Source organism: Sphingomonas sp. TX0543 (assembly GCF_048565505.1).
GTDB lineage: Bacteria > Pseudomonadota > Alphaproteobacteria > Sphingomonadales > Sphingomonadaceae > Sphingomonas.
Window position 1 is genome coordinate 2,504,207 of the sequence record NZ_JBLZUS010000002.1, and the last position, 22,826, is coordinate 2,527,032.

Below are 22,826 nucleotides of genomic sequence, written 5' to 3' on the forward strand. Positions count from 1 at the left end.
GATTTTACGATGCGTTCGAGTTCCGCGCTGATGCTGACGCTGGGAGGAGCAATCGTGTCCGCTTCCGCGAACGCGGAAACGATCACCATCACCATTCCGCGGCTGTCGGTCGCGGAATATCACCGGCCCTATGTCGCGATATGGCTCGAGCCGGCAGGCGGCGGCGCGGCGCGAACCCTCGCGGTCTGGTATGACGTCAAGAAGGGCGGCAAGGAGCCGGGCACAAAATGGCTGTCCGACCTGCGTGCCTGGTGGCGCAAGGGGGGGCGCAGCCTGTCGTTGCCCGCGAACGGCGTCAGCGGTGCGACGCGTGCTCCGGGCCAGTATCAGATCCCCCTGCCCGCCGATCTGAAGCCGGGCGCCTATGTGCTCAACGCAGAGGCAGCGCGCGAGACGGGCGGGCGAGAGATCGTATCCGTCCCCCTGACGGTGCCCACCGCGAAAGGCCGCGCGGGTGGCAGCCACGAACTCGGCACGATCGAGGTCCGCTGAGCACGCCTTTCCCGGGAGCATGACCATGAACAAGCTGACAACACGCCTGCTTACCGCCGCCGCGCTGCTCTCTATGCCGGCCGCTCTTTCCGCGCATCGCATGTGGCTGCTGCCGTCGGGCACGGTCTTTTCCGGCACGGACAGCTGGGTGACGGTGGACAATGCGGTATCGAACGACCTGTTTTTCGCCGATCACCAGCCGGGCCGGAACGAATCGATCAAGGTATCGCAGCCGGACGGCACGCCCGGCGCGATCCAGAACGGCGCGACCGGCCGCTATCGCGCTGTATTCGATGTGAAGCTCGACAAGCCGGGCACCTGGAAGATCGGCGCCGAGATGACCGGCTTCATGGGCAGCTTCAAGGCGAATGGCGTGGAGCAGCGTATCGGCCGTCGCGGCCCGCCCCAGCCCGGCGCGCCCGCCCCGCTGACGATCAACGACATTCCGGCGAACGCCACCGACGTGAAGATCGTCGAAACGCTCGGCCGCAACGAGATCTTCGTCACCGCCGGTGAGCCGACGACCACTGTATTCAAGCCGACCGGCAAGGGACTGGAACTCGATCCCGTCACCCACCCGGATGAACTGATATCGGGCGAGGCCGCGCGCTTTCGCTTCCTGATCGACGGCAAGCCGGCGGCAGGAATAAAGGTGACGGTGATCCCCGGCGGCAAGCGCTATCGCGACGCGGAAGGCGCGGTGGAACTGATCACCGGAAATGATGGCATGATGACGTTCAAGTGGCCGGCAGCCGGGATGTACTGGCTCAACGCCACCGCCACCGATGCGCGGACCAGCAACCCGAAGGCGACCGAGCGGCGGATGAGCTACGCGACGACGCTCGAGGTCATGACGCCCTGAGCCACGCGCCTCGCATCGCGCTTCCAGCCGCGATCGATCCGTCGCTTCTTGCAGGCCACGATCGGACGGCGCCGATCGTGACCCTGGAGGGTGCGACGATGGGCACACGCTGGCGCATTCTCGTCTCCGCCCCGCACGGCAGCGACATGCGCGCCGTCGAACGCGCGATCGCCGCGCGACTCGCCGGGCTGGTGGCCGAGATGAGCCATTGGGATGATACGTCGCTGCTGTGCCGCTTCAACCGCGCGCCGCCGGGAACGTGGTTTTCTTTGCCACCGGACTTCGCTTCGGTAATCGCGCGGGCGCTGCTGATCGCCGGCCTCAGCGACGGCGCGTTCGACCCCTCTCTCGGAGCGCTGGTCGATCTGTGGGGCTTCGGGCCACCCGGGCCGCAGCCGGTGCCGATCGACCTCGCGATCGCCGATGCCCGTGATCGCTGCGGCTGGGAGCGGCTGGCATGGGACGCGTCACGGCAAAGCCTCCGTCAGCCGGGCCGGCTGTCGCTCGATCTGTCCGGGATCGCGAAGGGATATGCCGCCGACACGATCACCGATCTGCTTATGGCGCACGGGTTGCGGCACGCGCTGGTCGAGGTGGGGGGCGAGTTGGCCGGGCGCGGCATACGGCCCGATGGGGAACCCTGGTGGGTCGATCTGGAGAATCCGCCGGGGCTCGACCTGCCCCCGCTGCGGATCGCGCTCCACGGCATCGCGGTCGCGACCTCCGGACGGTATGTGCGGGGCGATCACAATATCGATCCGCGCACCGGAAGACCGCCCGCCAATGACGTTATTGCCGCCAGCGTCGTCGCCACCAGCGCGACGGATGCCGATGCCTGGGCGAGCGCGCTCGTGGTGCTGGGCGCGTCTGCCGGCCTTGCCCTCGCCACGCGCCACCACATCGCGGCGCGACTCGTCTTGGATGACGGGGCGGAACGGCTCAGCCCCGCTCTCCACGCGATGCTGGCGGATTAGACCAGCCGGCTCTGCTTCACCGCCGCTTCGATGAAGCTTGCGAACAGCGGATGCGGGTCGAACGGCTTGGATTTCAGTTCCGGGTGGAATTGCACGCCGACGAACCACGGATGATCGGGCCGCTCCACGATCTCGGGGAGCGTGCCGTCCGGCGACATCCCGGAAAACACCAGCCCGCCTTGCTCCATCACATCGCGATAGGCGGTGTTGACCTCGTAGCGATGGCGATGGCGCTCGTGGATCGTCGTGCCCCCATAGATCGAGGCGACGCGGCTGTTCCCACCGAGCGCCGCTTCATACGCGCCAAGCCGCATCGTGCCGCCCAGATCGCCGCTCGCCTCGCGCTTCTCCAGCCCGTCGCGGCCCATCCATTCCGTGATGAGCCCCACCACCGGCTCTTCGGTCGGGCCGAATTCTGTCGAGGAGGCGTCGGCGATCCCGCCGAGATCGCGTACGCCTTCGATACATGCCATCTGCATCCCGAAGCAGATGCCGAAATAAGGAATTTCGCGCTCGCGGGCGAAGCGCACGCTGGCGATCTTGCCCTCCGCACCGCGCTCACCGAATGCGCCCGGGACGAGGATCGCGTGGCACGGCTCAAGATGCGCCGCGATTTCCGAATCGTCGCCCTCGAACAGTTCCGCGTCGATCCAGCGGATGTTCACCTTGACCCGGTTCGCTATGCCGCCATGGACCAGCGCCTCGTTGAGCGATTTGTAGGCATCCTGCAGCCCGACATATTTGCCTACCACGCCAATCGTAACCTCGCCCTCCGGGTTGGTCAGGCGATCGACGATCTCCTTCCAGCGGGTGAGATCCGGCGGCGAAGACGGGGTGATCCCGAAGGCGCGGAGCACCTCCGAATCAAGGCCCTCGGCATGATATTGCAGCGGCACGGCGTAGATGCTCTTGGCGTCAAGCGCCGGGATAACGGCTGATTCGGGCACGTTGCAGAACAACGCGATCTTGGCGCGCTCGCCTGCCGGAAGCGGCTGTTCGCAGCGGCAGACCAGCACATCCGGCTGCACACCGAGCGCCGCCAGCTCGCGCACTGAATGCTGCGTCGGCTTGGTCTTCAGCTCCCCCGCGGCGGCGATATACGGCACCAGGGTGACATGGATCGAAATGGCGTTGCCACGCCCGACCTCGTTCTTGAGCTGACGGATCGATTCGATGAACGGCAGCGATTCGATATCGCCCACCGTGCCGCCGATCTCGCACAGCACGAAATCGAGATCATCCGTCTCCGCCTTGGCGAATTCCTTGATCGCGTCGGTAACGTGCGGAATCACCTGAACAGTGGCGCCGAGGTAATCGCCGCGTCGCTCGCGCTGGATGATCTGCTGATAGATCCGGCCGGAGGTGATGTTGTCGCTCTGGCGCGCCGCCACCCCGGTAAATCGCTCGTAATGGCCGAGATCCAGGTCCGTCTCGGCGCCGTCGTCCGTCACATAGACCTCGCCGTGCTGATACGGGCTCATCGTGCCTGGATCGACATTGAGGTACGGATCGAACTTGCGGATGCGCACGCGATAGCCGCGCGCCTGAAGCAACGCGGCGAGCGATGCCGCCATGAGACCCTTGCCGAGCGAGGAGACCACGCCGCCGGTGATGAAAATGAACCGCGCCATGGGAGTAAACGCTTAGCCTCGAACCAATGAAAACGACAAGCGCCTGCGGACCCGCAGGCACGATAAAATCCGGCAAACGGTGTTCCGCGTCAGTGCGCCAGCGGCACGCCGTTATCGGCCGGCGGCGGCGCGGCGGGCGCGGTGTTAACCGGCTGCTGCGGCTGGGCTGCCGGAGCGTTGACCGGCGCGCGTTGCAGCGAGGTATCGACCGAGGTGGTGCTGCGCGTCGCCGAGATGACAGCAAGTGCGATCGACATGAGCACGAACAACGTGGCCAGCACCGCCGTCGCCCGCGTCAGGAAATCCGCGGCGCCGCGTGCTGACATCAGCCCTGCGGGGCTGCCGCCCGAAGTAAGCCCGCCGCCCTCCGAACGCTGCATCAGGATCACCGTCACCAGGGCGGCGGCGATAATGGCATGGACGACGAGAAGGAAGGTGAACATCTGAATTCCGAAAAACTGGCCTGCGGGCCGACCGCCGGGCACATAGGCGACCACACCGCCAACATCAACCATCGCGAATTCGCGACACCGCTGAAACCACCGCGGCGTTACGGCGTTGAAGCGCCATGGACGTACCCATGTCGACCCCTTCGTACCGGATCGCCCCTGTGCCGAGTTCTTCCAAGCGCACGTTGAGCTCGTGGATGAACACGCTGGTCGATTACGTACGCTCGGGGGAGCCCGATCTGACCAACCGGCAGATGGCACTTCTCATGGTCGTCTATCTATTGCCCGGCCCGCACACGGTTCGCGGTCTTGCCCAGAATCTGAACGTATCGAAACCGGTTGTCACGCGCGCCTTGAACAGGCTGGGTGCGCTCGGCTATCTGCGCCGACAGCGCGACGACAGCGACAAGCGCAACATATTTGTCGCGCAGACATCCGAAGGGGCAGATTTTCTTGGGGAGTTCGGTCAACTCATCGACGATGCAAAGCGGGCTTCCGTCCGGCCAGGCACGCGCGCGGCGGACGTTCGCGCTGACGGGCCGGTCGCGCCCGCTAGATCCGCTGACTAACGCAGTTCGCCCGGATATCGCGGACGTTCGTCTCGCCGAATATGTGTTTGCGCCTCATTACGCCGCTGCCGTGCCGCGCGTTCTCGCGCGCGCGACAAACCTGCGCGCCTCGCGTGCACGCGATTCGGAGGTAATCGCGAAGCTCGCGTCCGGCGAAGCTTTCGAGCTGCTCGATGTGACCGGGGACGACGGATGGGGAATCGCCACCGCGCACGGTCTGGTCGGTTATGTCGACGCCACCCTGCTGGAATCGACGCAGTGAGCGCGAGTGTCTTCATCGATGGCGTGGTCGGCACCACCGGCCTCGAAATCCGCGAGCGGCTCGAGAGGCGGGACGGGCTCTCGCTCGTTCTGCTTGACGAGGCTCGCCGGAAAGATCGCGATGCGCGGCGCGAAGCGTTGAATGATGCGGACTTCGTCATCCTGTGCCTGCCTGACGATGCCGCGCGGGAAGCGGTCCTGATGATCGACAACCCGCGCACCCGCGTGATCGACGCTTCCAGCGCGCACCGGGTCGCGGACGGCTGGACCTACGGCTTTCCCGAGCTTGGCTTCGATGTCGCCAATGCGCGGCTGGTGTCGAACCCCGGCTGCTATCCGACCGGCTTTCTCGCGCTGATCGCGCCGCTGGTCCGCGCCGGGCTGGTGCCGGCAAGCTGGCCGCTGACGGTCAATGCGGTGTCCGGCTATTCGGGCGGCGGCAAGGCGCTGATCGAACGTTTCGAACGCGACGAGACGCTGGCCTATCGCGATTATGGTTTCGGGCTGGCGCACAAGCACCTGCCCGAAATGCAGCGTCATGCCGGCCTCGCGCATGCGCCGATCTTCGCGCCGATGGTGATCCGTGCCCTGCGAGGCATGGTGGTGGAGGTGCCGTTGCCGCTGGCGCTGCTGCCGGCGCGCCCGGATCGCGCAGCGATCGTGGCGGCGCTGTCCGCGGCGTTCGGCGGCAGCCCGATCGTCACCGTCCATGACGACCAGCCCGACGAACTATTGGTGCGCGAAGGCGCTGCGGGAACCGACCGGCTCGATCTGTATGTCTTCGCCGGGCCGGACGATGCGCAGGCCCGCCTCGTCGCGTGCCTGGACAATCTCGGCAAGGGCGCGTCCGGCGCGGCCGTGCAGAATCTGAACCTGATGGCGGGGCTGGACCCGCTGGCGGGCCTTACCCTCTGACCCTTCGGGAAAGATGATGCAGCGTAATCCCGTCTCAAAGCTTCTTCTGTTCGGCGCGACCGGCGATCTGTCGCAGCGGATGCTGTTGCCGTCGCTTTACGGTCTCCACGCGGACAATCTCCTGCCCGAGGATCTGTTGATCACCGGCTCCGCGCGGTCCGATCTGGATGACAAGGGATTTCGCAAATTCGCGAAGGAGGCACTGGACAAATTTTTGCCCGCCGAGCGCAAGGACGGGAAGGCGGTGGCCAGTTTCCTGGATCGGCTGTCGTACCAACCGGCCGACCTTTCGGACCAGAAGACGTTCAAGCCGCTCGCGGAAAAGGTGGGAGACGTGTCGGGCGGGCTCGCCATCTTCCTGTCGACCGCGCCGTCGCTGTTCGAGCCGGCGGTGAACGGGCTGGAAACGGTTGGCCTTGCCGGCGATACGGTGCGGATCGGGCTGGAAAAGCCGCTAGGTTACGATCTCGCCTCCAGCCGCGAGATCAACGATACGGTGGCGCGCGTCTTTCCCGAGGAGCGCATCTTCCGCATCGATCATTATCTGGGCAAGGAAACCGTCCAGAACATTCTGGCGCTGCGGTTCGGCAATTCCCTGTTCGAACCGGTGTGGAATGCGCGCGGGATCGATAACGTCCAGATCACCGTGTCGGAAACGGTCGGTCTGGAGGATCGCGCGAGCTACTATGACGGCGCCGGCGCGCTGCGGGACATGGTGGCGAACCATATCCTCCAGCTTGTCGCGCTCATCGCGATGGAGCCGCCGGCCCGCTATGATACTGGCGCGATCCGTGACGAGAAGGCCAAGGTGTTCCGCTCACTCCGACAGATGAAGCCGGACGAAGTGCCGCAGAACACGGTGATCGGCCAATATACCGGCGGTGCGGTCAAAGGCGAGATCGTCAAGGGTTACGATGAGGAACTCGGAAAGGATTCCAATACCGAGACGTTCGTCGCGGTGAAGGCGCATATCGATAACTGGCGCTGGCAGGGCGTGCCTTTCTACCTGCGTACCGGCAAGCGCCTGCCGGAACGGCATTCCGAGATCGCGATCCAGTTCAAGCCCGTTCCGCATTCGATGTTCACGGGGCGCGGTGGCCTGCTACAGCCTAATATCCTCGTCATCCGGTTGCAGCCGGAAGAATATGTCCAGCTGCTCGTCATGGCGAAGGAACCTGGCCTCGATCGTGACGGCATCCGCCTGCGCGAAGTGCCGCTGAACCTCAGCCTTGACGCGGAATTCGCTGGCACGCGCCGTCGCATCGCCTATGAACGGTTGTTGCTGGACCTTATCGAGGGCGATCAGACGCTGTTCGTTCGGCGCGACGAGGTGGAGGCGCAATGGACGTGGATCGATGCGATCCGCGCCGGCTGGGTCGCCAACGACATGAAGCCGAAACATTATCCAGCCGGAACGTGGGGGCCGTCCGCCGCGATCGCGCTGACCGAGCGGGACGGCGTCACCTGGATCGACGATTGATATTTTGCGGCAAATCCCGCGTTTGGAAGGCATATGAGCGAAGAAATCGAATGGTGGGAATATGACGACGCGGCCGAGATGGCCGATGCCGTCGCTGGAGATATCGGCTTCATCATCGAAAGCGCGATCGATGCGCGCGGCGCGGCGGTGATCGCGCTGGCCGGCGGCAAGACGCCGGTGCCGGTGTATGAAAAGCTCGCCGCGACGAAGCTGGACTGGAAGCGCGTAACGATCGTGCCCACCGACGAGCGCATCGTGCCGCTGGGTGATCCGCTCTCGAACGTCACGATGATCGGCAAGACCTTCATTCCAAAGGGGGCGCGGGTTATTCCGATCGTGCCCAAGGCGGTCGACGATTATAAGGCCGCCGGGCGCTCGGCGGATGCGCTCTTGCAGGATCTGCACTGGCCGCTCGACCTTTGCCTGCTGGGTGTGGGCGCGGACGGGCATACCGCGTCGATCTTTCCGGGTGCCGATTATGATGAGGCGCTGAATGGCCCGCGCGAGCGGCGCGCCCTGGGCGTCATGCCCGATCCGCTGCCATCGGACGCGCCGGTCGCACGCGTCAGCATCTCGCGTCAGGGCATCGTCACGGCGCGCGCGCTGATGATTGCCGTGACGGGCGCGGCAAAGAAGAAGGTGATCGAGGATGCCATCGCGGCGGGCGCTGGTTCCCCTTACCCGATCGGCCGGGTGCTTGCGGATGCGGAACTGCCGGTGGATATCCACTGGGCGCCCTGAGCGGCACGCCGCTCTTCGGGCCAGGATCAATCGTGGGAGCCTGAATGAACCCCGTCGTCAGCGCCGTAACCGATCGCATTGTCGAGCGCAGCCGCGATAGCCGCGCCCGCTATCTTGATCTGCTCGATCGCGAGCGGGAGATGTGGATCGGCCGCCCCTCGCTGGGCTGCGCGAATCTGGCGCATGCCTATGCCGGTACGCCGGAGGATCGCGAGGCGATGAAAGCCGGCGCCGGCATGAACATCGGCATCGTCACCGCCTATAACGACATGCTCTCCGCCCATGCGGTATATTATCGCTACCCGGAACTGATGAAGGTCTGGGCGCGCGAAGTGGGCGCGACGGCCCAGGTTGCCGGCGGCGTTCCGGCGATGTGCGACGGGGTGACGCAGGGCTATCCCGGAATGGAGCTGTCGCTGTTCAGCCGCGACACGATCGCGCTCGCGACCGCCATTGCGCTATCGCACGGCACGTTCGAGGGCGCAGTGCTGCTCGGCATCTGCGACAAGATCGTGCCGGGCCTGTTGATGGGGGCGCTGCGCTTCGGGCATCTGCCGATGCTGCTGGTGCCCGGCGGCCCGATGCCCTCCGGCCTCGCCAACAAGGCGAAGGCGGCGGTGCGCGAACGCTACGCCACCGGCGAATGCGGGCGCGAGGAGCTGCTGGAGGCGGAAATCGCCGCCTATCACGATCAGGGCACGTGCACCTTCTTCGGCACCGCCAACACCAATCAGATGATGATGGAGGTGATGGGGCTGCACATCCCCGGCGCCGCCTTCGTCAATCCCGGCACCCGATTGCGGCAGGAACTTACCCGCGCCGCCGTCCACCGTGTTGCCGGCATCGGCTGGCGCGGCGACGATTATCGCCCGCTCGGGCTTTGCGTCGATGAGCGCGCGATCGTCAACGCGGCGGTCGGGCTGCTGGCGACGGGCGGCTCGACCAATCACCTGCTTCACGTTCCTGCGATCGCCCGCGCGGCGGGAATCGTGATCGACTGGGAGGACTTTGACCGGCTTTCCGGCGCGGTGCCGCTGATCGCGCGCGTCTATCCCAATGGCTCCGCCGATGTGAACGCGTTCGAACAGGCTGGCGGCATGGCCTTCGTGATCCGCGAATTGAGTGCGAGCGGGCATCTGCACGATGATATATTGACGGCGGGCGGCGCTTCCCTGGCGGAAGCCGCACGCAAGCCCGCCCTTGAAAACGACACGCTGATATGGCGCGATCCGGGCGTGAGCGGGGACGATACGATCCTGCGCACGCCCGCCGCGCCCTTTTCCCCCGATGGTGGGATGCGGATCCTTCAGGGCAATATCGGCCGTGCGTGCATCAAGGTTTCGGCGGTCGAGCGCGATCGCTGGATCGTCGAGGCCCCGGCCCGCGTGTTCAGCGATCAGGTCGACGTGCTCGACGCGTTCAGGCGCGGCGAGCTGGAGCGCGATGTCGTGGTCGTCGTGCGTTTTCAGGGTCCGCGCGCGAACGGGATGCCCGAATTGCACAAGCTCACCCCGCCGCTCGGCGTGTTGCAGAACAGGGGCTTTCGTGTCGCGCTCGTCACCGATGGCCGCATGTCCGGCGCGAGCGGCAAGGTGCCCTGCGCGATCCACGTGTCGCCCGAGGCGCTGGGCGGCGGCGCGATCGGGCTGATCCGCGACGGCGACCTGATCCGCGTCGATGCGGTGGCGGGCACGATCGACGCGCTGGTCGATCCGGCGGAATGGCTGGTGCGCGATCATGCTGCCGCCCCGGCCGCGGCAGACGGCTTTGGCCGCGAACTGTTCGGCATGTTCCGCGGCCTGGCCGACGAGGCGGAAAAAGGCGCAAGCGCGATGCTGGCCGGTGCGGGGTTGTAAGCGATGGAGGTCGTCGCAGTAGATATCGGCGGCACCCACGCCCGCTTCGCGATCGCCGAAGTCGCGGACGGGCGCGTCCGGCACCTTGCCGAGCCTGTGACGCTGAAAACCGCCGATCATGCGTCGTTACAGACGGCGTGGCAGGCGTTCGCCGCCGCGCAGCCACGCGCCCTGCCCCCGGCCGCGGCGCTGTCGATCGCCTCGCCGATCACGGGCGACATGATCCGATTGACGAACAACCCCTGGGTGATCCGCCCCTCGCTGATCCCGGCACGGCTGGGCGCGGAAACCTATACCGTCATCAACGATTTCGGCGCGGTTGGCCATGCCGTGGCGCAATTGCCGCCCGATCAGTTCGAGCATCTGTGCGGCCCCGACGAGCCGATCGCCGCGAGCGGCGTGACCACGGTCTGCGGGCCCGGCACCGGGCTTGGCGTGGCGCAGGTGCTGCGCACCACCGATCGCTATCACGTGCTGCCGACGGAGGGCGGGCACATCGATTACGCCCCGCTCGACGGGATTGAGGATGCGCTGGTCAAGCGACTTCGGCATATCTTCACCCGCGTGTCCGCCGAGCGCATCTGCGCCGGCCCCGGCATTGTCGCGATTTACGAGACGCTCGCCGCCATGGAGGGCCGGTCCGCCCCTGAACGAGACGACAAGGCGATCTGGCAGGAAGCGCTGGAGGGCACGGATCCGATCGCGCTGGCGGCGCTCGATCGCTTCTGCCTCGCGCTCGGCGCGGTTGCCGGCGATCTTGCGCTGGCGCATGGGGCGAACAGCGTGGTGATCGCCGGCGGGCTGGGCCTGCGCATCAAGGATCGGTTGCTGCATTCCGGCTTCGCGCACCGCTTTATCGCCAAGGGGCGCTTCCAGTCGATGATGGCGGCCATTCCGGTGAAGCTCATCACCCATCCGCAGCCCGGCCTGTTCGGCGCGGCTGCCGCCTTCGCCCAGGAGCATAGTTGATGCCCACCATCACCGCACCGATCGACGCCATCATGCGCACCAGCGCGGTGATCCCCGTTCTCGTTATCGAAGACGCCGAAGCCGCCCGGCCGCTCGCCGAGGCGCTGGTGGCGGGCGGTCTCCGGGTATTGGAGGTGACGCTGCGGACCCCCGCGGCGCTGGATGCGATCCGCGCGATGAAGGAAGTGCCCGGCGCGATCGTCGGCGCGGGCACCGTGGTCTCAACCGATCAGTTCGAGCAGGTTATGGCCGCGGGGGCCGAGTTCATCGTTTCACCCGGGCTGACGGAGCGACTGGCGCGCCCCATCATCGACAGCGGCTTACCCTTTCTGCCCGGTATCGCGACCGCCGCAGACATCATGCGCGGCCTGGATCTCGGGCTCACCCATTTCAAGTTCTTCCCCGCCGAAACCAGCGGCGGATTGAAGGCGCTGAAGGCGCTGGCGGCGCCCTTTTACCAATGCCGCTTCTGCCCCACCGGCGGCATCACCGAAGCCTCCGCTGCCGATTGGCTCGCGTTCGATCCGGTGCTGTGCGTCGGCGGAAGCTGGGTAACGCCTGCTGGCGCGAGCATGGCGGCGGTGGAGGCGAAAGCACGGGCGGCGAGCGGTTTGCGCTGACACGTGCGGCAGGATGCGCGCGAGCAACGGCGATGACCGGGCTGGCCTTTGTCGGCGCTGCCTTCGCGGAAATCGTCGGCTGCTTCGCTTTCTGGGCCTGGCTGCGCTTGGGAAAGTCGGCTTGGTGGGTGGCCCCGGGCGTGTTGTCGCTCTGCCTGTTCGCCTATCTGCTGACTCTGGTCGAAAGCGCGGCGGCGGGGCGCACCTATGCGGCTTACGGCGGCGTCTATATCGTATCGGCGGTTCTGTGGCTGTGGCTGGCCGAGGGGGTACGGCCCGATCGCTGGGATATGGTGGGTGCCGCCATATGCCTGGTCGGCGCGGCCATCATCTTGTGCGGGCCGCGTGGCTGACCGCCCCTAGCGGCCCGGCAAAAGCCCCGCGTCGCGATAGCTTTGCGCGGTTTGCCGAAGGCCGGCCTCGCTCGCTATGCGCGGCGTCCATAGCGAGGCGGCGGGCCGTTTCGCGGGATCGATCGTCCAGTCTGGATGGCAGAAATAGGCCACGCGGTCGGCGGTCAGCTTTGCACGCTTGCCGCGCAACAGGCCGTCGATGCGCGCGCCCAGCCGCAGCAACGCCGGCGGCAGCGCCAGCGGGTGGACGCGGCGCCCGACCGCCGCACCGATCGCGACCGCGAAATCACGCTGCGTCCAGCCGCCCTCGCGCCCATCGTCCACTTCGTAGATGGTGGCGCTCGCCGGCGTTTCCGCAAGCGCCACAAGCAACCTCGCCAGATCATCGACGTGGATCAGCGACAGCACCCCCCGTGGCGGCGTGATCGCGATGCCGCGGCGTGCGAAACGGAACAGATCGAGCATCTCCATATCGCCCGGCCCATAGATCGCCGGCGGTCGCACCATATCCCAGGCGAGGCCGGACGCGGCGACGATCTCTTCTGCCTGGTGCTTCGACCAGCCATAGATCGAAAGCGCCGGCTCGCGCGCCGACAACGAGGATACATGGACGAAGCGCGTGCCCGGCGGCGTCGCGGCGGCCAGCGTGCGCGTGCCCTCGATGTTGCCGGCGACGAAGCCGGCGCGATCAGGTGAATTCACCACGCCTGCGATATGGATCACCGCATCGGCGCCCGCGACCAGCGCGGCAAGCGCCAACGGCTCATCCAGCGCGCCTGTCAGCCATGTCACCCCGGCCCGCTCCGCCTGCGGCCGGCGGGCGAGCGCGCGAACCTGGTGGCCAGCCTCCAGCGCGCGGCGGATGACATGGCCGCCGACGAAGCCGGTGCCGCCCGTCAGCGCCAGGATCACAACAGCGCCATGTGATTGCGATGAACCAGTGCGGTGCGGGGGGCATAGCCCAGAATGGCCTCCTGCTCGTCGCTGCGCCGGCCGAGCAGGCGCCGGACGTCGGCTGCATCATATTCCGAAAGGCCGCGCGCGATCGCACCGTTCGGCCCGTCGATCGTCACCACATCCCCCCGCGCGAATCGTCCCGAAACGCCCGTGGCGCCTGCGGCGAGCAGGCTGCGCCCCGTCGTCAACGCCTGCGCTGCGCCCTCGTCGACGGTGATAACGCCCTTGGCGGTCAGGCGCCCGGCCAGCCACGCCTTGCGCGCCCGCGCCCGCTTCTCCGGGACGAAAATCGTGTGGCGCGCCGCGGTCGACAATGGCCGCTCGATCCGGCCGGACGCGATCGCCAGCGCCACCCCCGCCCCACCGGCGATCCGCGCGGCCTGAATCTTGGACACCATGCCGCCAGATCCCATGCCTGACGCGGAGCCCGTATCCGCCATCGCCGCCACCTTCGCGTCGATCCGCTCGACCCGCGCGATATGCCGCGCGCCGGGGAGTGCCGGATTGCGATCGTACAGCCCGTCGATATCGGACAGCAGCACCACGCCCTGCGCGCCGGCGGCCTGCGCCACGCGCGCTGCCAGCCGGTCATTGTCGCCGAAGCGGATTTCCTCGGTCGCCACGCTGTCATTCTCGTTGATGATCGGAACGACACCGAGATGCAGCAGCCGCCCGAGCGTCGCGGCGGCATTGAGATAGCGCCGCCGGTCTTCCAGATCGTCCAGCGTCACCAGGATCTGCGCGGCTGTCAGCCCTTCACCGCCGAGCACCTCCGCCCACGTATGCCCAAGCGCGATCTGCCCGGTGGCCGCCGCCGCCTGCGCATCCTCCAGGCTGGCGCGGCCCCCTTTGGCGAGGCCCAGGCGCCGCGCGCCCAGCGCAATAGCGCCAGACGAGACGACCGCTACCTGCTGCCCCGCCCGCGTTCGTTCCGCGATGTCGGCGGCGATGCCCTCGAGCCACGCCCGCCGCACCCCGCCCTCGCCATCGACGAGCAGCGCGGACCCGATCTTCACGACGATCCGTGCACAGGTGTCTGGTGGGAACAGCATCGACGCCCGCGTTAGCGCGTGCCGCCCGCGACGCCAATCACTCGCTTGCGTCGCGCGGGCGATCAGCCTTCGACGCGCTCGAAAAGACCGTTGTCGAAGCCCTCTGTGGCAAGTGCGGCGATCCGCTCGGCAACCACGCGCGGCTCCTTCACCGATGCGGGGTCTTCGCCCGGATAGGCGCGGGCACGCATCTTCGTCCGGGTGGCGCCCGGATCGATGATCGCTGTGCGGATGCGGCTTATCTCGGCAACCTCGTCGCCATACGCCGCGACGAGCGTTTCCATCGCCGCCTTGGACGCGCCATACGCGCCCCAGTAAGCGCGCGGCTTGCGCCCCACCGAAGACGTGATCGCGATCAGCTTGCCGGCTTCGGCGCGCTTCAGCATCGGATCGAACGCCTGGATCAGCGCCACCTGGGCCGAAACGTTGAGCGTCAGCACCGCCGCGAGTTCCTTGGCGTCGATCGCCGGGACCGCCGCGAGCGAGCCGAGCGTGCCGGCGTTGAGCACCATCACGTCCAGCGCCTGCCAGCGCTCCCCCACCGCCGCGGCGAGGCGCGCGATCGCATCGGTTTCGGTCAGATCGAGCGGCGCGATCGTGGCGGAACCGCCTGCGCCGAATATCGCCTCCTCCACCGCCTCAAGCTCCTTCGCCGAACGCGCGGTGATGATGACGTGCGCGCCCCTTTCGGCGAGCGCGACGGCGGTAGCGGCCCCGATCCCGCGGGAGGCACCGGTTACGAGCGCGAGCTTCCCCGCGAGCGGCTTGTTCTGGTCGGTCATAGGTGGCTCAGGCGACGCGTTCTTCGAGCAGCGCGAATTGGTCCACTTCGGCCAGTTCGTCGTGATCGGTCAGCGTGGTTGGATAATCGCCGGTGAAGCAGGCGTCGCAATATTGCGGGCCGCGACGCGCGCGGCCTTCCTCGCCGAGCGCCTTGTAGAGGCCGTCGATCGAGACGAAATCGAGCGAATCCGCGCCGATATATTGCGTCATCGCGGCCAGATCGTGCTTGGCCGCGAGCAGCTTGGCGCGCTCGGGCGTATCGACGCCATAGAAGCAGCTATGCTTGGTCGGCGGGCTCGCGATGCGCATGTGCACCTCGGCCGCGCCAGCCTCGCGCATCATCTGCACGATCTTGACGCTGGTGGTGCCGCGCACGATCGAATCGTCGATCAGCACGACGCGCTTGCCCGCGATCAGCGCGCGATTGGCGTTGTGCTTCAGCTTGACGCCCAGATGCCGCACCTTGTCGCCCGGCTGAATGAAGGTGCGCCCGACGTAATGCGAGCGGATGATGCCCAGTTCGAACGGGATGCCGGATTGCTGCGCGTAGCCGATCGCCGCCGGCACGCCGGAATCCGGCACCGGAATGACCAGATCGGCCTCCACCGGCAATTCGATCGCCAGCTGCGCGCCGATCCCCTTGCGCACCGAATAGACCGAATGATCGCCGACGATCGAATCCGGGCGGGAAAAATAGACCCATTCGAAAATGCACGGCCGCGCCGCCAGCGGGGCGAACGGACGGATCGAGCGCATGTCGGCCCCCTGCACGATCACCAGCTCGCCCGGATCGACCTCGCGGACGAACTCGGCCCCGACCACATCGAGCGCCACCGTTTCCGACGCGAAGATGATCGCATCGCCAAGCTTCCCCATCACGAGCGGGCGAATGCCCAGCGGATCGCGGCAGGCGATCATGCCCTCCGGCGTCATCACGATCAGTGAATAAGCGCCCTCAACCTGCTTCAGCGCATCGATGAAGCGGTCGAGCAGCGAGCGATAGCTGGACGTCGCGACGAGATGAATGATCGTTTCGGTGTCGCTGGTGGACTGGAAGATCGAACCGCGCCGCACCAGTTCGCGACGTATCCGCATCGCATTGGAAATATTGCCGTTATGCGCAATCGCGAACCCGCCTGAAGCGAGATCCGCGTAGAGCGGCTGCACATTGCGCAGCGCGGTTTCGCCGGTGGTGGAATAACGCACATGGCCGCAGGCGACGCCGCCGGGCAGCGCGCGGATCACCTCGTCACGGTCGAAATTCCCCGCGACATGCCCCATCGCGCGATGCGTATGGAATTGCGCGCCATCGAACGAGGTGACCCCCGCCGCTTCCTGGCCCCGGTGCTGGAGCGCGTGCAGCCCCAGCGCGACCAGCGCGGACGCGCTCTCCGCACCGGAGACGCCGAAGATGCCGCACTCTTCGTGCAGATGGTCGTCGTCGAAAGGATGTGTGGTCAGCATGTCCGGCAAAGCTCGCGTCGTGCCGTGCCGCATATAGGGGCTGTCCCGGATTTGTCACGGTGCGATACGGGAGCAAAGCCGGCGCCCGGCGGTTTTCCTCTCATCCCCGCACTGGAGGCCGATATGCCGCGCAAGCACGCACCGCAGATCAAGGACGAGGAAATGTACGAGGCCCTGCGCGAACAGGGCAATTCCGCCGGGAAAGCCGCCCGTATCGCGAATGCCCATGCCGCCGGCACGCTGCATCCGCGCGGCGGAAAGCTGGAGGGGCGGACGAAGGATGATCTCTATCGCGAGGCGCAGAGGATCGGGATCGCCGGCCGGTCGTCGATGTCGAAGGGCGAATTGGTGAAGGCGATCCGCGACCACGGCTGAGGTGGCCGCGGCAGTTACATGTCTCCCCGCGCGCGGCGGATCGCGTACCATTTCTTCACGTTGGCATTATGCTGCTCAAGCGTGTTTGCGAACACATGGCCGCCGGTGCCGTCCGCGACGAAATAGAGCGCGGCGGTCTGCGCCGGATCGAGCACCGCGTCGATCGACGCGCGGCCGGGGTTGGCGATCGGGCCGATCGGCAAGCCGGTTTCGGCATAGGTGTTATAGCCGTTCCTGGCGCGCAACTCGGATTGGAGGATGCGGCGGCCGAGCGGTTTTCCCTTGGTGATCGGATAGATCACCGTCGGATCGGCCTGTAGCGGCATGCCGCGCTTCAGCCGGTTGGCATAGACGGCGGCGACTTCGCGTCGCTCGCCGGGTTTGCCCGTTTCCTTCTCGACGATTGAGGCGAGGACGATCGCCTGCTGCGGCGTCGTGACGGCGATCCCGGGCTTGCGACGTTTCCAGGCGACAGCGAGATAGTCCCGCATCGCTTTCTGCATCCGCGCGACGACCGACGCGCGGGTATCGCCCTTCTGATAGGCGTAGCTGTCCGGCAGGATCGAGCCTTCCGCCGGCACCGGCACATCGCCCACCAGCCCGTCGGCCTTCATCAGCGCTTCGTGCACCAGGATCGACGGATAGCCTTCAGGCACGGGAACGAGCCGCTGGCGCACCTTGCCCTGTTGCAACAGCCCCAGCACGTCCGATGCGCTCGCGCCGGCCGGGATCGCATATTCACCCGCCTTGATCGGCTGCCCATCGCCGAACACCCGCGCATAGACGCGGAAGCGCGAGGCAGACCGGATCGCGCCGGCCTTTTGCAGTTCGGTCGCCGCGCGGGCGAGCGAGGCGCCCTCCGGCACGATCACCGCGACCGGCTTAGCCGCCGGCCCGGCGCCGCTCCAGTCGTGCGCCAGCCAGCCGAGCACGGCAATGCCCAGCAGGGCAAGCAGCAAAGCGGAGCAGCCAAGCCTTTTCATGTCGCTATCGCACCCGCGCCGATCGCAATCAGACGGCCTTCATCACCAGCGACGCGTTGGTGCCGCCGAAGCCGAACGAATTGTTCAGCACCGCGCGCACCTGCCGCTTCTTGGCGACATGCGGGACGAGATCGACGCCCACGCAATTCTCGCTCGGATTGTCGAGGTTCAGCGTCGGCGGCACGATCTGGTCGCGCAGCGCGAGGATGCAGAAGATCGATTCGACCGCGCCCGCGCCGCCGAGCAGATGCCCGATCGCGGATTTGGTGGAGGACATCGAAAGCCCCCCGATCGCATCGCCGAACAGGCGGCGGACCGCGCCCAGCTCCAGCTCGTCGCCGAGCGGGGTGGAGGTGCCGTGGGCGTTGATATAATCGATGTCGGCCAGCGCGAGGCCGCTCTTGCGCATCGCCATCTCCATCGAGCGGAATGCGCCAGACCCTTCGGGATGCGGTGCGGTGACGTGATAGGCATCGCCCGAAAGGCCATAGCCGATCACCTCGGCATAGATCTTCGCGCCGCGCGCCTTGGCCCGCTCATATTCCTCCAGCACGACGACGCCGGCGCCCTCGCCCATGACGAAGCCGTCGCGGTCGCGGTCATAGGGGCGGCTGGCCCTTTCCGGCTCGTCGTTGCGCATGGAAAGCGCCTTGGCCTGCGCGAAGCCGGCGATGCCCAGCGGGCAGATCGCGCCTTCCGCGCCGCCCGCGAGCATTACGTCTGCATCGTCCATCGCGATCATCCGCGCGGCGTCGCCGATCGAATGCGCGCCGGTGGAGCAGGCGGTCACCACCGCATGATTCGGCCCCATCAGCCCGTATTTGATCGAAACCTGGCCGGAGATCAGGTTGATGAGCCGGCCGTGCACGAAATGCGGTGAAACGCGGGTCGGCCCCTTGTTCTCGCACACCAGCGATTCGCTGGCGATGCCGGGCAGCCCACCGATGCCTGCGCCGATCGAGCAGCCGGCGCGAAACCGCTCCGCCTCGCTCATCTCGGTGAGGCCGGCGTCTTCCAGCGCCTGGCCGGCGGCGTCGATGCCGTAGATGATGAACGGATCGACCTGCCGCTGGATCTTGTGATCGACGCGCTTCGAGGGATCGAAGCCATATTCGTGATCGGCCGGCTTCACCTCGCAGGCGATGCGGCATTTCTGATCCGACGCGTCGAAACGGGTGATGAGCCCTGCGCCCGAGCGGGCAGCGATGATATTGGCCCAGGCCGTTTCGACATCGGCCCCCAGCGGGGTGACGAGGCCAAGACCGGTGACGACGACACGACGCATTGCAACTCTCCGAAAAATGACAACAGGCCCAGCCCGTGTGGGGCTGAGCCTGTCGAAACCCTGTCCTGCCAATTCTCCGTCGCCGGTGAAGGGCAGCCCTTCGACAAGCTCAGGGCGATCAGGACAGTCGGGTCTGGATAATCAGCCCCGGTTCAGCCCTTGTGCTCGTCGATATAGGTGATCGCGTCCTTGACGGTCGTGATCTTCTCGGCGGCGTCATCGGGGATTTCCACACCGAATTCTTCCTCGAACGCCATCACCAGCTCGACGATGTCGAGACTGTCGGCACCGAGATCGTCGATGAAGCTTGCATCCTCGGTCACCTTGTCGGCTTCGACGCCGAGATGCTCGACGACGATCTTCTTCACGCGGTCGGCGGTCTCGCTCATTCTCGTGCCCTCATATCGTTGGGTGTTATTGATTCCTGAACGCAGCTAGAACGGCTAGCGGTTCGTGGCAAGCGGTGCTTGATGCCGGGCATCGGGATTGGCGGCCCGGCGCCGTAGCTAGATCATGGCCATCCCGCCGTTAACATGCAGCGTCTGGCCGGTCACATAGCCCGCCTCCTTCGACGCCAGATAGACGACGGCGGCGCCAATGTCTTCCCCCGTGCCCAGATCGCCCGCCGGAATTCTTCCGAGCAACGCGGTTTTCTGCGCTTCGGGCAACACATCGGTCATGGCCGATCGGATGAACCCGGGCGCGACACAGTTCACCGTGATGTTGCGGCTCGCCAGTTCCTGCGCGAGCGCCTTGGACATGCCGACGACACCCGCCTTCGACGCGGCATAATTCGCCTGGCCGGGATTGCCGGTCTGCCCCACGACCGACGTGATCGAGATCACGCGCCCGAAACGCTGCTTCATCATCGGCCTGGCGGCAGCGCGAATCAGGCGAAACGCGGCCTCCAGATTGACCGAGATCACCTGCTGCCACTCCTCGTCCTTCATCCGCATCGCGAGATTGTCGCGCGTGATGCCGGCATTGTTGACGAGGATATCGAGCCGCCCGCCCAGCGCCTCCACGGCGGCGGGCACCAGCGCATCGACCGCCGCCGGATCGGAAAGATCGGCCGGCACCGCTACATGGTCGCCGCCCAGGCTTCCACGAAAAGCGTCGAGCTTTTCGGCATTGGAGCCGGAAACGGCGAGCCGCGCGCCCTGCGCCGCCAGCGCCTGCGCGATGGCCGAGCCGATCCCGCCCGAGGCGCCGGTGACCAGCGCGGTCATGCCTGTTAGGTCGAACATCAATATCTCCGTAAAATCACAGCGCCTTGAGCAGCGCTTCGATATCGTCCATCGACAGGACGCTGATCGCATTGGCGTCCGGCGCGATGCGCTTCACCATCGGGCCGAGCACCTTGCCGCCGAATTCGATGAATGTGCCGACACCCGCTTCCTGCATCGCCAGCACCGATTCGCGCCAGCGGACCATGCCGGTCACCTGCCGCACCAGGCCGGTGCGGATCGTCTCGACATCGCTCACCGCGCGGGCATCGACGTTGCAGTAGAGCGGCACCAGCGGGGCGCTCAGCCGCGCCTCGCCAAGCGCCTTTTCCATGGCGTCGGCGGCAGGCTGCATCAGCGGGCAGTGGAACGGCGCGGAGACGGGGAGCAGCAGGGCGCGCTTGGCCCCGTGCTCTTTCGCGATGGCTATGGCCCGATCGATCGCGTCCTTATGGCCGCTGATGACGACCTGCGAGGGATCGTTGTCATTGGCCACGGTGCAAACCTGCCCCTCGGCGGCGGCGGTGGCGATCGCCTGCGCCTTGTCGAGATCGGCGCCGAGCAGCGCGGCCATCGCCCCCTCACCCACCGGAACCGCGGCCTGCATGGCCTGTCCGCGCAGCTTGAGCAGCCGTGCCGTGGTGGCAAGGTCGAACGTGCCGGCCGCGCACAATGCGCTATATTCGCCCAGCGAATGGCCGGCGGCGAAATCCGCCTTGTCGGCCAGCGAGACCCCGCCCTCGCGTTCCAGCACGCGCAGCGTGGCGATGGCGTTGGCCATGATCGCGGGCTGGGCATTCTCGGTCAGCGTCAGTTCGTCGGCGGGCCCTTCGGCCATGAGCCGGAACAGTTTCTGGCCAAGCGCCTCGTCCACTTCCTCGAACACCTCGCGCGCATGGGCGCTGGCATCGGCGAGCGCCTTGCCCATGCCGACTGACTGGCTCCCCTGCCCCGGAAAGATGAACGCGCGCATGCTGCCTCCTTGATCGAAGCGCGCGGCGTAAGCGCGACAGCGCCGCGCGGTCAACCTTGCGTGCGGACGAGCAGCATTTCGGGGCCGGGCGCAAACATCCGCCGCGCGATCGCATGGGGGACGAGCGCCTCCAGCCCCAGCGCCCGCAGCACCATGCCCAGCCGCGTCGGCGGCGAGGGATAGCGCGCCACGATCACGCCGGACGGCCGGGCGCTCGCCGGAACGACGACCAGCCCGCCGGGCGCGGCGGGGGCGTAACGCAGGTTGGCGAGGTGCGCGAATTCCATCGGATAGTGCGCGCGTCGCACTTCATGCGGGGCGCCCGCCACGATCTCGCGCGGATGACGGCGCGCCGCATCGACCAGCACCTCCATTTCCCAGTGCGGGTGGGCGTTGCCGACACTCATCAGCAACAGATTGCCGCCGATGATCGCGGCGAGCAGCCCGGTGCGCCACGATGCGGAGAGCCGGTCCAGCCATATCGCCACCGTCACCGCGGCGGCAACCGCCGCCAGCGTGAAATAGCGCGGGTTGAGCACCAGCTTGGTGTAGAGCACCGCCACCAGCAGGAAGCTTGCGCCCGCCATCGCCGCCAGCACGAGAAGCCGTTGCCGCGCGGGCTCGCCAAGCCCGCGCGTCGCGCCGAGCATCAGCGCGATCCCGGCCAGCCAGAAGAGCAATCCGAAATCGTCGTTGACCAGCAGCACCAGCAGCGGATCGATCGGCGGCCAGAGCAGGAAATTGCCCTCGAGGTTGGCGGCGCGGTCGATATGCTCGTCGTGGTGGAAGGCGATGGCGTAGCGGCGCAACGGATCGCCCGTCAGCGCATATTGAAACAGCGCCTCCGCGCCGAGCACGAGCACGACGCCAAGCCCCGTCGCGATCAGCACACGGCGCGGAATCGGCCGCCCGATCAGCAGCATCGGCACGAAGGCGAGCAGCGGCAGCACGCTTGTTTCGCGACAGAGGATCGCGATCCCGAAGCACACCCCCGCTCCGCCCCCCTGCCACAGGCGCGCGCGATCGTTTCCCGCCCCGCCCAGCAGCAGCGCACCCGCCACCAGCGCGGATGCCTCGATCAGATCGACGCTGACGGTTGTGGCATAGACGATCACCACCGGCAGCGTCGCGATCAGCAGCGCCGCGATCCACCCCGCACGCGCGCCGCCCACCGTGCGCCCGTACAGCGCGGTAACCGTGACCAGCACGATATGGAACAGCACCGCGGTGACGCCGAACGCGGCATATCCGCGCCCGATCACGCTTATCACGCCCGCGAAGGCGAGGATCAGCGGAAAGCGCGTCGACCAGTGATCCGTCCCCGCCGCCGGGGGATGGGTCAGCCACGCCTGCGCGCCCGCGTAATAGAGCGAATCGTCCGACGCGATGAAGCCGACCCAGCCGACCCACAATGCCAGCGCGCCGGTCAGCAAGAGCAGCGCGCACCAGCGCCACGAAGCGGATGGGTTCATCACCGTCATGGGCAGCGCCTAGCGCGCGAGCGGTGGAGATTCGGTTTAAGCGCATCGCGCACCGCCCTTGCCTTTCCGGCGCTT

Annotated in this window: 25 protein-coding genes; 13 read left to right on the plus strand and 12 right to left on the minus strand. The window is 66.8% G+C overall.

Translation table 11 applies throughout. The features are described from left to right. Positions 1–9: 9 nt before the first annotated feature. The 3 genes from ACM61V_RS12555 (at position 10) to ACM61V_RS12565 (ending at position 2,328) form a co-directional block, all read left to right on the plus strand. On the plus strand, positions 10–492 hold the full coding sequence (locus ACM61V_RS12555) for a DUF2271 domain-containing protein (RefSeq protein WP_171007567.1): 483 nt from the start codon (positions 10–12) through the stop codon (positions 490–492). 25 nt (positions 493–517) lie between these two features. After that, a complete protein-coding gene (locus ACM61V_RS12560; RefSeq protein WP_137786623.1) occupies positions 518–1,354 on the plus strand; it encodes a DUF4198 domain-containing protein in 837 nt (278 codons plus the stop codon). Between the two features lie 77 nt (positions 1,355–1,431). Further along, positions 1,432–2,328: an FAD:protein FMN transferase gene (locus tag ACM61V_RS12565; RefSeq protein ID WP_349290321.1), complete on the plus strand. Its 897-nt coding sequence runs from the start codon at positions 1,432–1,434 to the stop codon at positions 2,326–2,328. On the opposite strand, the gene ACM61V_RS12570 is transcribed toward ACM61V_RS12565, so the two are convergent. Both ACM61V_RS12570 and secG read right to left on the minus strand, forming a co-directional pair. Further along, a complete protein-coding gene (locus tag ACM61V_RS12570; RefSeq protein ID WP_137786624.1) occupies positions 2,325–3,959 on the minus strand; it encodes a CTP synthase in 1,635 nt (544 codons plus the stop codon). The genes ACM61V_RS12565 and ACM61V_RS12570 overlap by 4 nt on opposite strands. Positions 3,960–4,048: 89 nt before the next feature. Beyond that, a complete protein-coding gene (gene secG, locus ACM61V_RS12575) occupies positions 4,049–4,402 on the minus strand; it encodes a preprotein translocase subunit SecG (protein ID WP_137786668.1) in 354 nt (117 codons plus the stop codon). A 203-nt stretch (positions 4,403–4,605) separates the two neighbouring features. Between secG and ACM61V_RS12580 the strand changes: the two genes are divergently transcribed. The 9 genes from ACM61V_RS12580 to ACM61V_RS12620 all read left to right on the plus strand — a co-directional run bounded on the left by ACM61V_RS12580 (position 4,606) and on the right by ACM61V_RS12620 (position 12,172). Next, positions 4,606–4,977: a MarR family transcriptional regulator gene (locus tag ACM61V_RS12580; RefSeq protein ID WP_249341535.1), complete on the plus strand. Its 372-nt coding sequence runs from the start codon at positions 4,606–4,608 to the stop codon at positions 4,975–4,977. Between the two features lie 70 nt (positions 4,978–5,047). Then, a complete protein-coding gene (locus ACM61V_RS12585) occupies positions 5,048–5,239 on the plus strand; it encodes an SH3 domain-containing protein (protein ID WP_249341531.1) in 192 nt (63 codons plus the stop codon). Beyond that, positions 5,236–6,153 (plus strand): N-acetyl-gamma-glutamyl-phosphate reductase, encoded by a 918-nt coding sequence (gene argC, locus ACM61V_RS12590; protein WP_419714038.1) that lies wholly within the window; start codon positions 5,236–5,238, stop codon positions 6,151–6,153. Before ACM61V_RS12585 ends, argC begins: the two co-directional genes overlap by 4 nt. Before the next feature lie 16 nt (positions 6,154–6,169). After that, positions 6,170–7,633 carry a glucose-6-phosphate dehydrogenase gene (gene zwf, locus ACM61V_RS12595; RefSeq protein ID WP_419714039.1) on the plus strand — a complete coding sequence of 488 codons (1,464 nt, stop codon included), beginning with the start codon at positions 6,170–6,172 and terminating at the stop codon, positions 7,631–7,633. A 33-nt stretch (positions 7,634–7,666) separates the two neighbouring features. After that, positions 7,667–8,374 (plus strand): 6-phosphogluconolactonase, encoded by a 708-nt coding sequence (gene pgl / locus ACM61V_RS12600; protein WP_137786628.1) that lies wholly within the window; start codon positions 7,667–7,669, stop codon positions 8,372–8,374. Between the two features lie 44 nt (positions 8,375–8,418). Beyond that, entirely contained in the window at positions 8,419–10,230 is a 1,812-nt protein-coding gene (gene edd / locus ACM61V_RS12605) for a phosphogluconate dehydratase (RefSeq protein ID WP_137786629.1), read from the plus strand. 3 nt (positions 10,231–10,233) lie between these two features. Next, positions 10,234–11,199, plus strand: coding sequence for a glucokinase (gene glk, locus ACM61V_RS12610; protein WP_137786630.1), 966 nt, complete (start codon positions 10,234–10,236; stop codon positions 11,197–11,199). Then, positions 11,199–11,819 (plus strand): bifunctional 4-hydroxy-2-oxoglutarate aldolase/2-dehydro-3-deoxy-phosphogluconate aldolase, encoded by a 621-nt coding sequence (gene eda, locus ACM61V_RS12615; protein ID WP_419714040.1) that lies wholly within the window; start codon positions 11,199–11,201, stop codon positions 11,817–11,819. Before glk ends, eda begins: the two co-directional genes overlap by 1 nt. Positions 11,820–11,851: 32 nt before the next feature. Next, on the plus strand, positions 11,852–12,172 hold the full coding sequence (locus tag ACM61V_RS12620) for a YnfA family protein (protein WP_137786632.1): 321 nt from the start codon (positions 11,852–11,854) through the stop codon (positions 12,170–12,172). A 6-nt stretch (positions 12,173–12,178) separates the two neighbouring features. Here ACM61V_RS12620 and ACM61V_RS12625 read toward each other — a convergent pair whose 3' ends face one another. The 4 genes from ACM61V_RS12625 to purF form a co-directional block, all read right to left on the minus strand. Next, positions 12,179–13,084 carry an NAD-dependent epimerase/dehydratase family protein gene (locus tag ACM61V_RS12625; protein WP_137786633.1) on the minus strand — a complete coding sequence of 302 codons (906 nt, stop codon included), beginning with the start codon at positions 13,082–13,084 and terminating at the stop codon, positions 12,179–12,181. After that, positions 13,081–14,181, minus strand: a complete 1,101-nt coding sequence (gene proB / locus ACM61V_RS12630; protein ID WP_137786634.1) for a glutamate 5-kinase — start codon at positions 14,179–14,181, stop codon at positions 13,081–13,083. Before proB ends, ACM61V_RS12625 begins: the two co-directional genes overlap by 4 nt. Before the next feature lie 62 nt (positions 14,182–14,243). After that, positions 14,244–14,963, minus strand: coding sequence for an SDR family NAD(P)-dependent oxidoreductase (locus tag ACM61V_RS12635; RefSeq protein ID WP_137786635.1), 720 nt, complete (start codon positions 14,961–14,963; stop codon positions 14,244–14,246). A gap of 7 nt (positions 14,964–14,970) precedes the next feature. Beyond that, entirely contained in the window at positions 14,971–16,428 is a 1,458-nt protein-coding gene (gene purF, locus ACM61V_RS12640) for an amidophosphoribosyltransferase (protein WP_419714041.1), read from the minus strand. Between the two features lie 123 nt (positions 16,429–16,551). Here purF and ACM61V_RS12645 point away from each other — a divergent pair, with 123 nt between their 5' ends. Then, positions 16,552–16,803 carry a DUF7218 family protein gene (locus ACM61V_RS12645; RefSeq protein WP_137786637.1) on the plus strand — a complete coding sequence of 84 codons (252 nt, stop codon included), beginning with the start codon at positions 16,552–16,554 and terminating at the stop codon, positions 16,801–16,803. Positions 16,804–16,817: 14 nt separating this feature from the next. On the opposite strand, the gene mltG is transcribed toward ACM61V_RS12645, so the two are convergent. From mltG to ACM61V_RS12675, 6 genes are all read right to left on the minus strand, one after another. Continuing rightward, positions 16,818–17,786, minus strand: a complete 969-nt coding sequence (gene mltG, locus ACM61V_RS12650) for an endolytic transglycosylase MltG (protein ID WP_137786638.1) — start codon at positions 17,784–17,786, stop codon at positions 16,818–16,820. Between the two features lie 28 nt (positions 17,787–17,814). Then, positions 17,815–19,071 (minus strand): beta-ketoacyl-ACP synthase II, encoded by a 1,257-nt coding sequence (fabF, locus tag ACM61V_RS12655; protein WP_137786639.1) that lies wholly within the window; start codon positions 19,069–19,071, stop codon positions 17,815–17,817. Between the two features lie 152 nt (positions 19,072–19,223). Further along, complete coding sequence (locus ACM61V_RS12660; protein WP_019515010.1) at positions 19,224–19,460, minus strand: acyl carrier protein; 237 nt, start codon at positions 19,458–19,460, stop codon at positions 19,224–19,226. Between the two features lie 117 nt (positions 19,461–19,577). Next, positions 19,578–20,318 carry a 3-oxoacyl-[acyl-carrier-protein] reductase gene (gene fabG, locus ACM61V_RS12665; RefSeq protein WP_137786640.1) on the minus strand — a complete coding sequence of 247 codons (741 nt, stop codon included), beginning with the start codon at positions 20,316–20,318 and terminating at the stop codon, positions 19,578–19,580. Between the two features lie 16 nt (positions 20,319–20,334). After that, complete coding sequence (fabD, locus tag ACM61V_RS12670; protein WP_137786641.1) at positions 20,335–21,270, minus strand: ACP S-malonyltransferase; 936 nt, start codon at positions 21,268–21,270, stop codon at positions 20,335–20,337. 50 nt (positions 21,271–21,320) lie between these two features. Next, a complete protein-coding gene (locus tag ACM61V_RS12675; RefSeq protein WP_419714042.1) occupies positions 21,321–22,751 on the minus strand; it encodes a glycosyltransferase family 39 protein in 1,431 nt (476 codons plus the stop codon). Positions 22,752–22,826 lie beyond the last annotated feature (75 nt).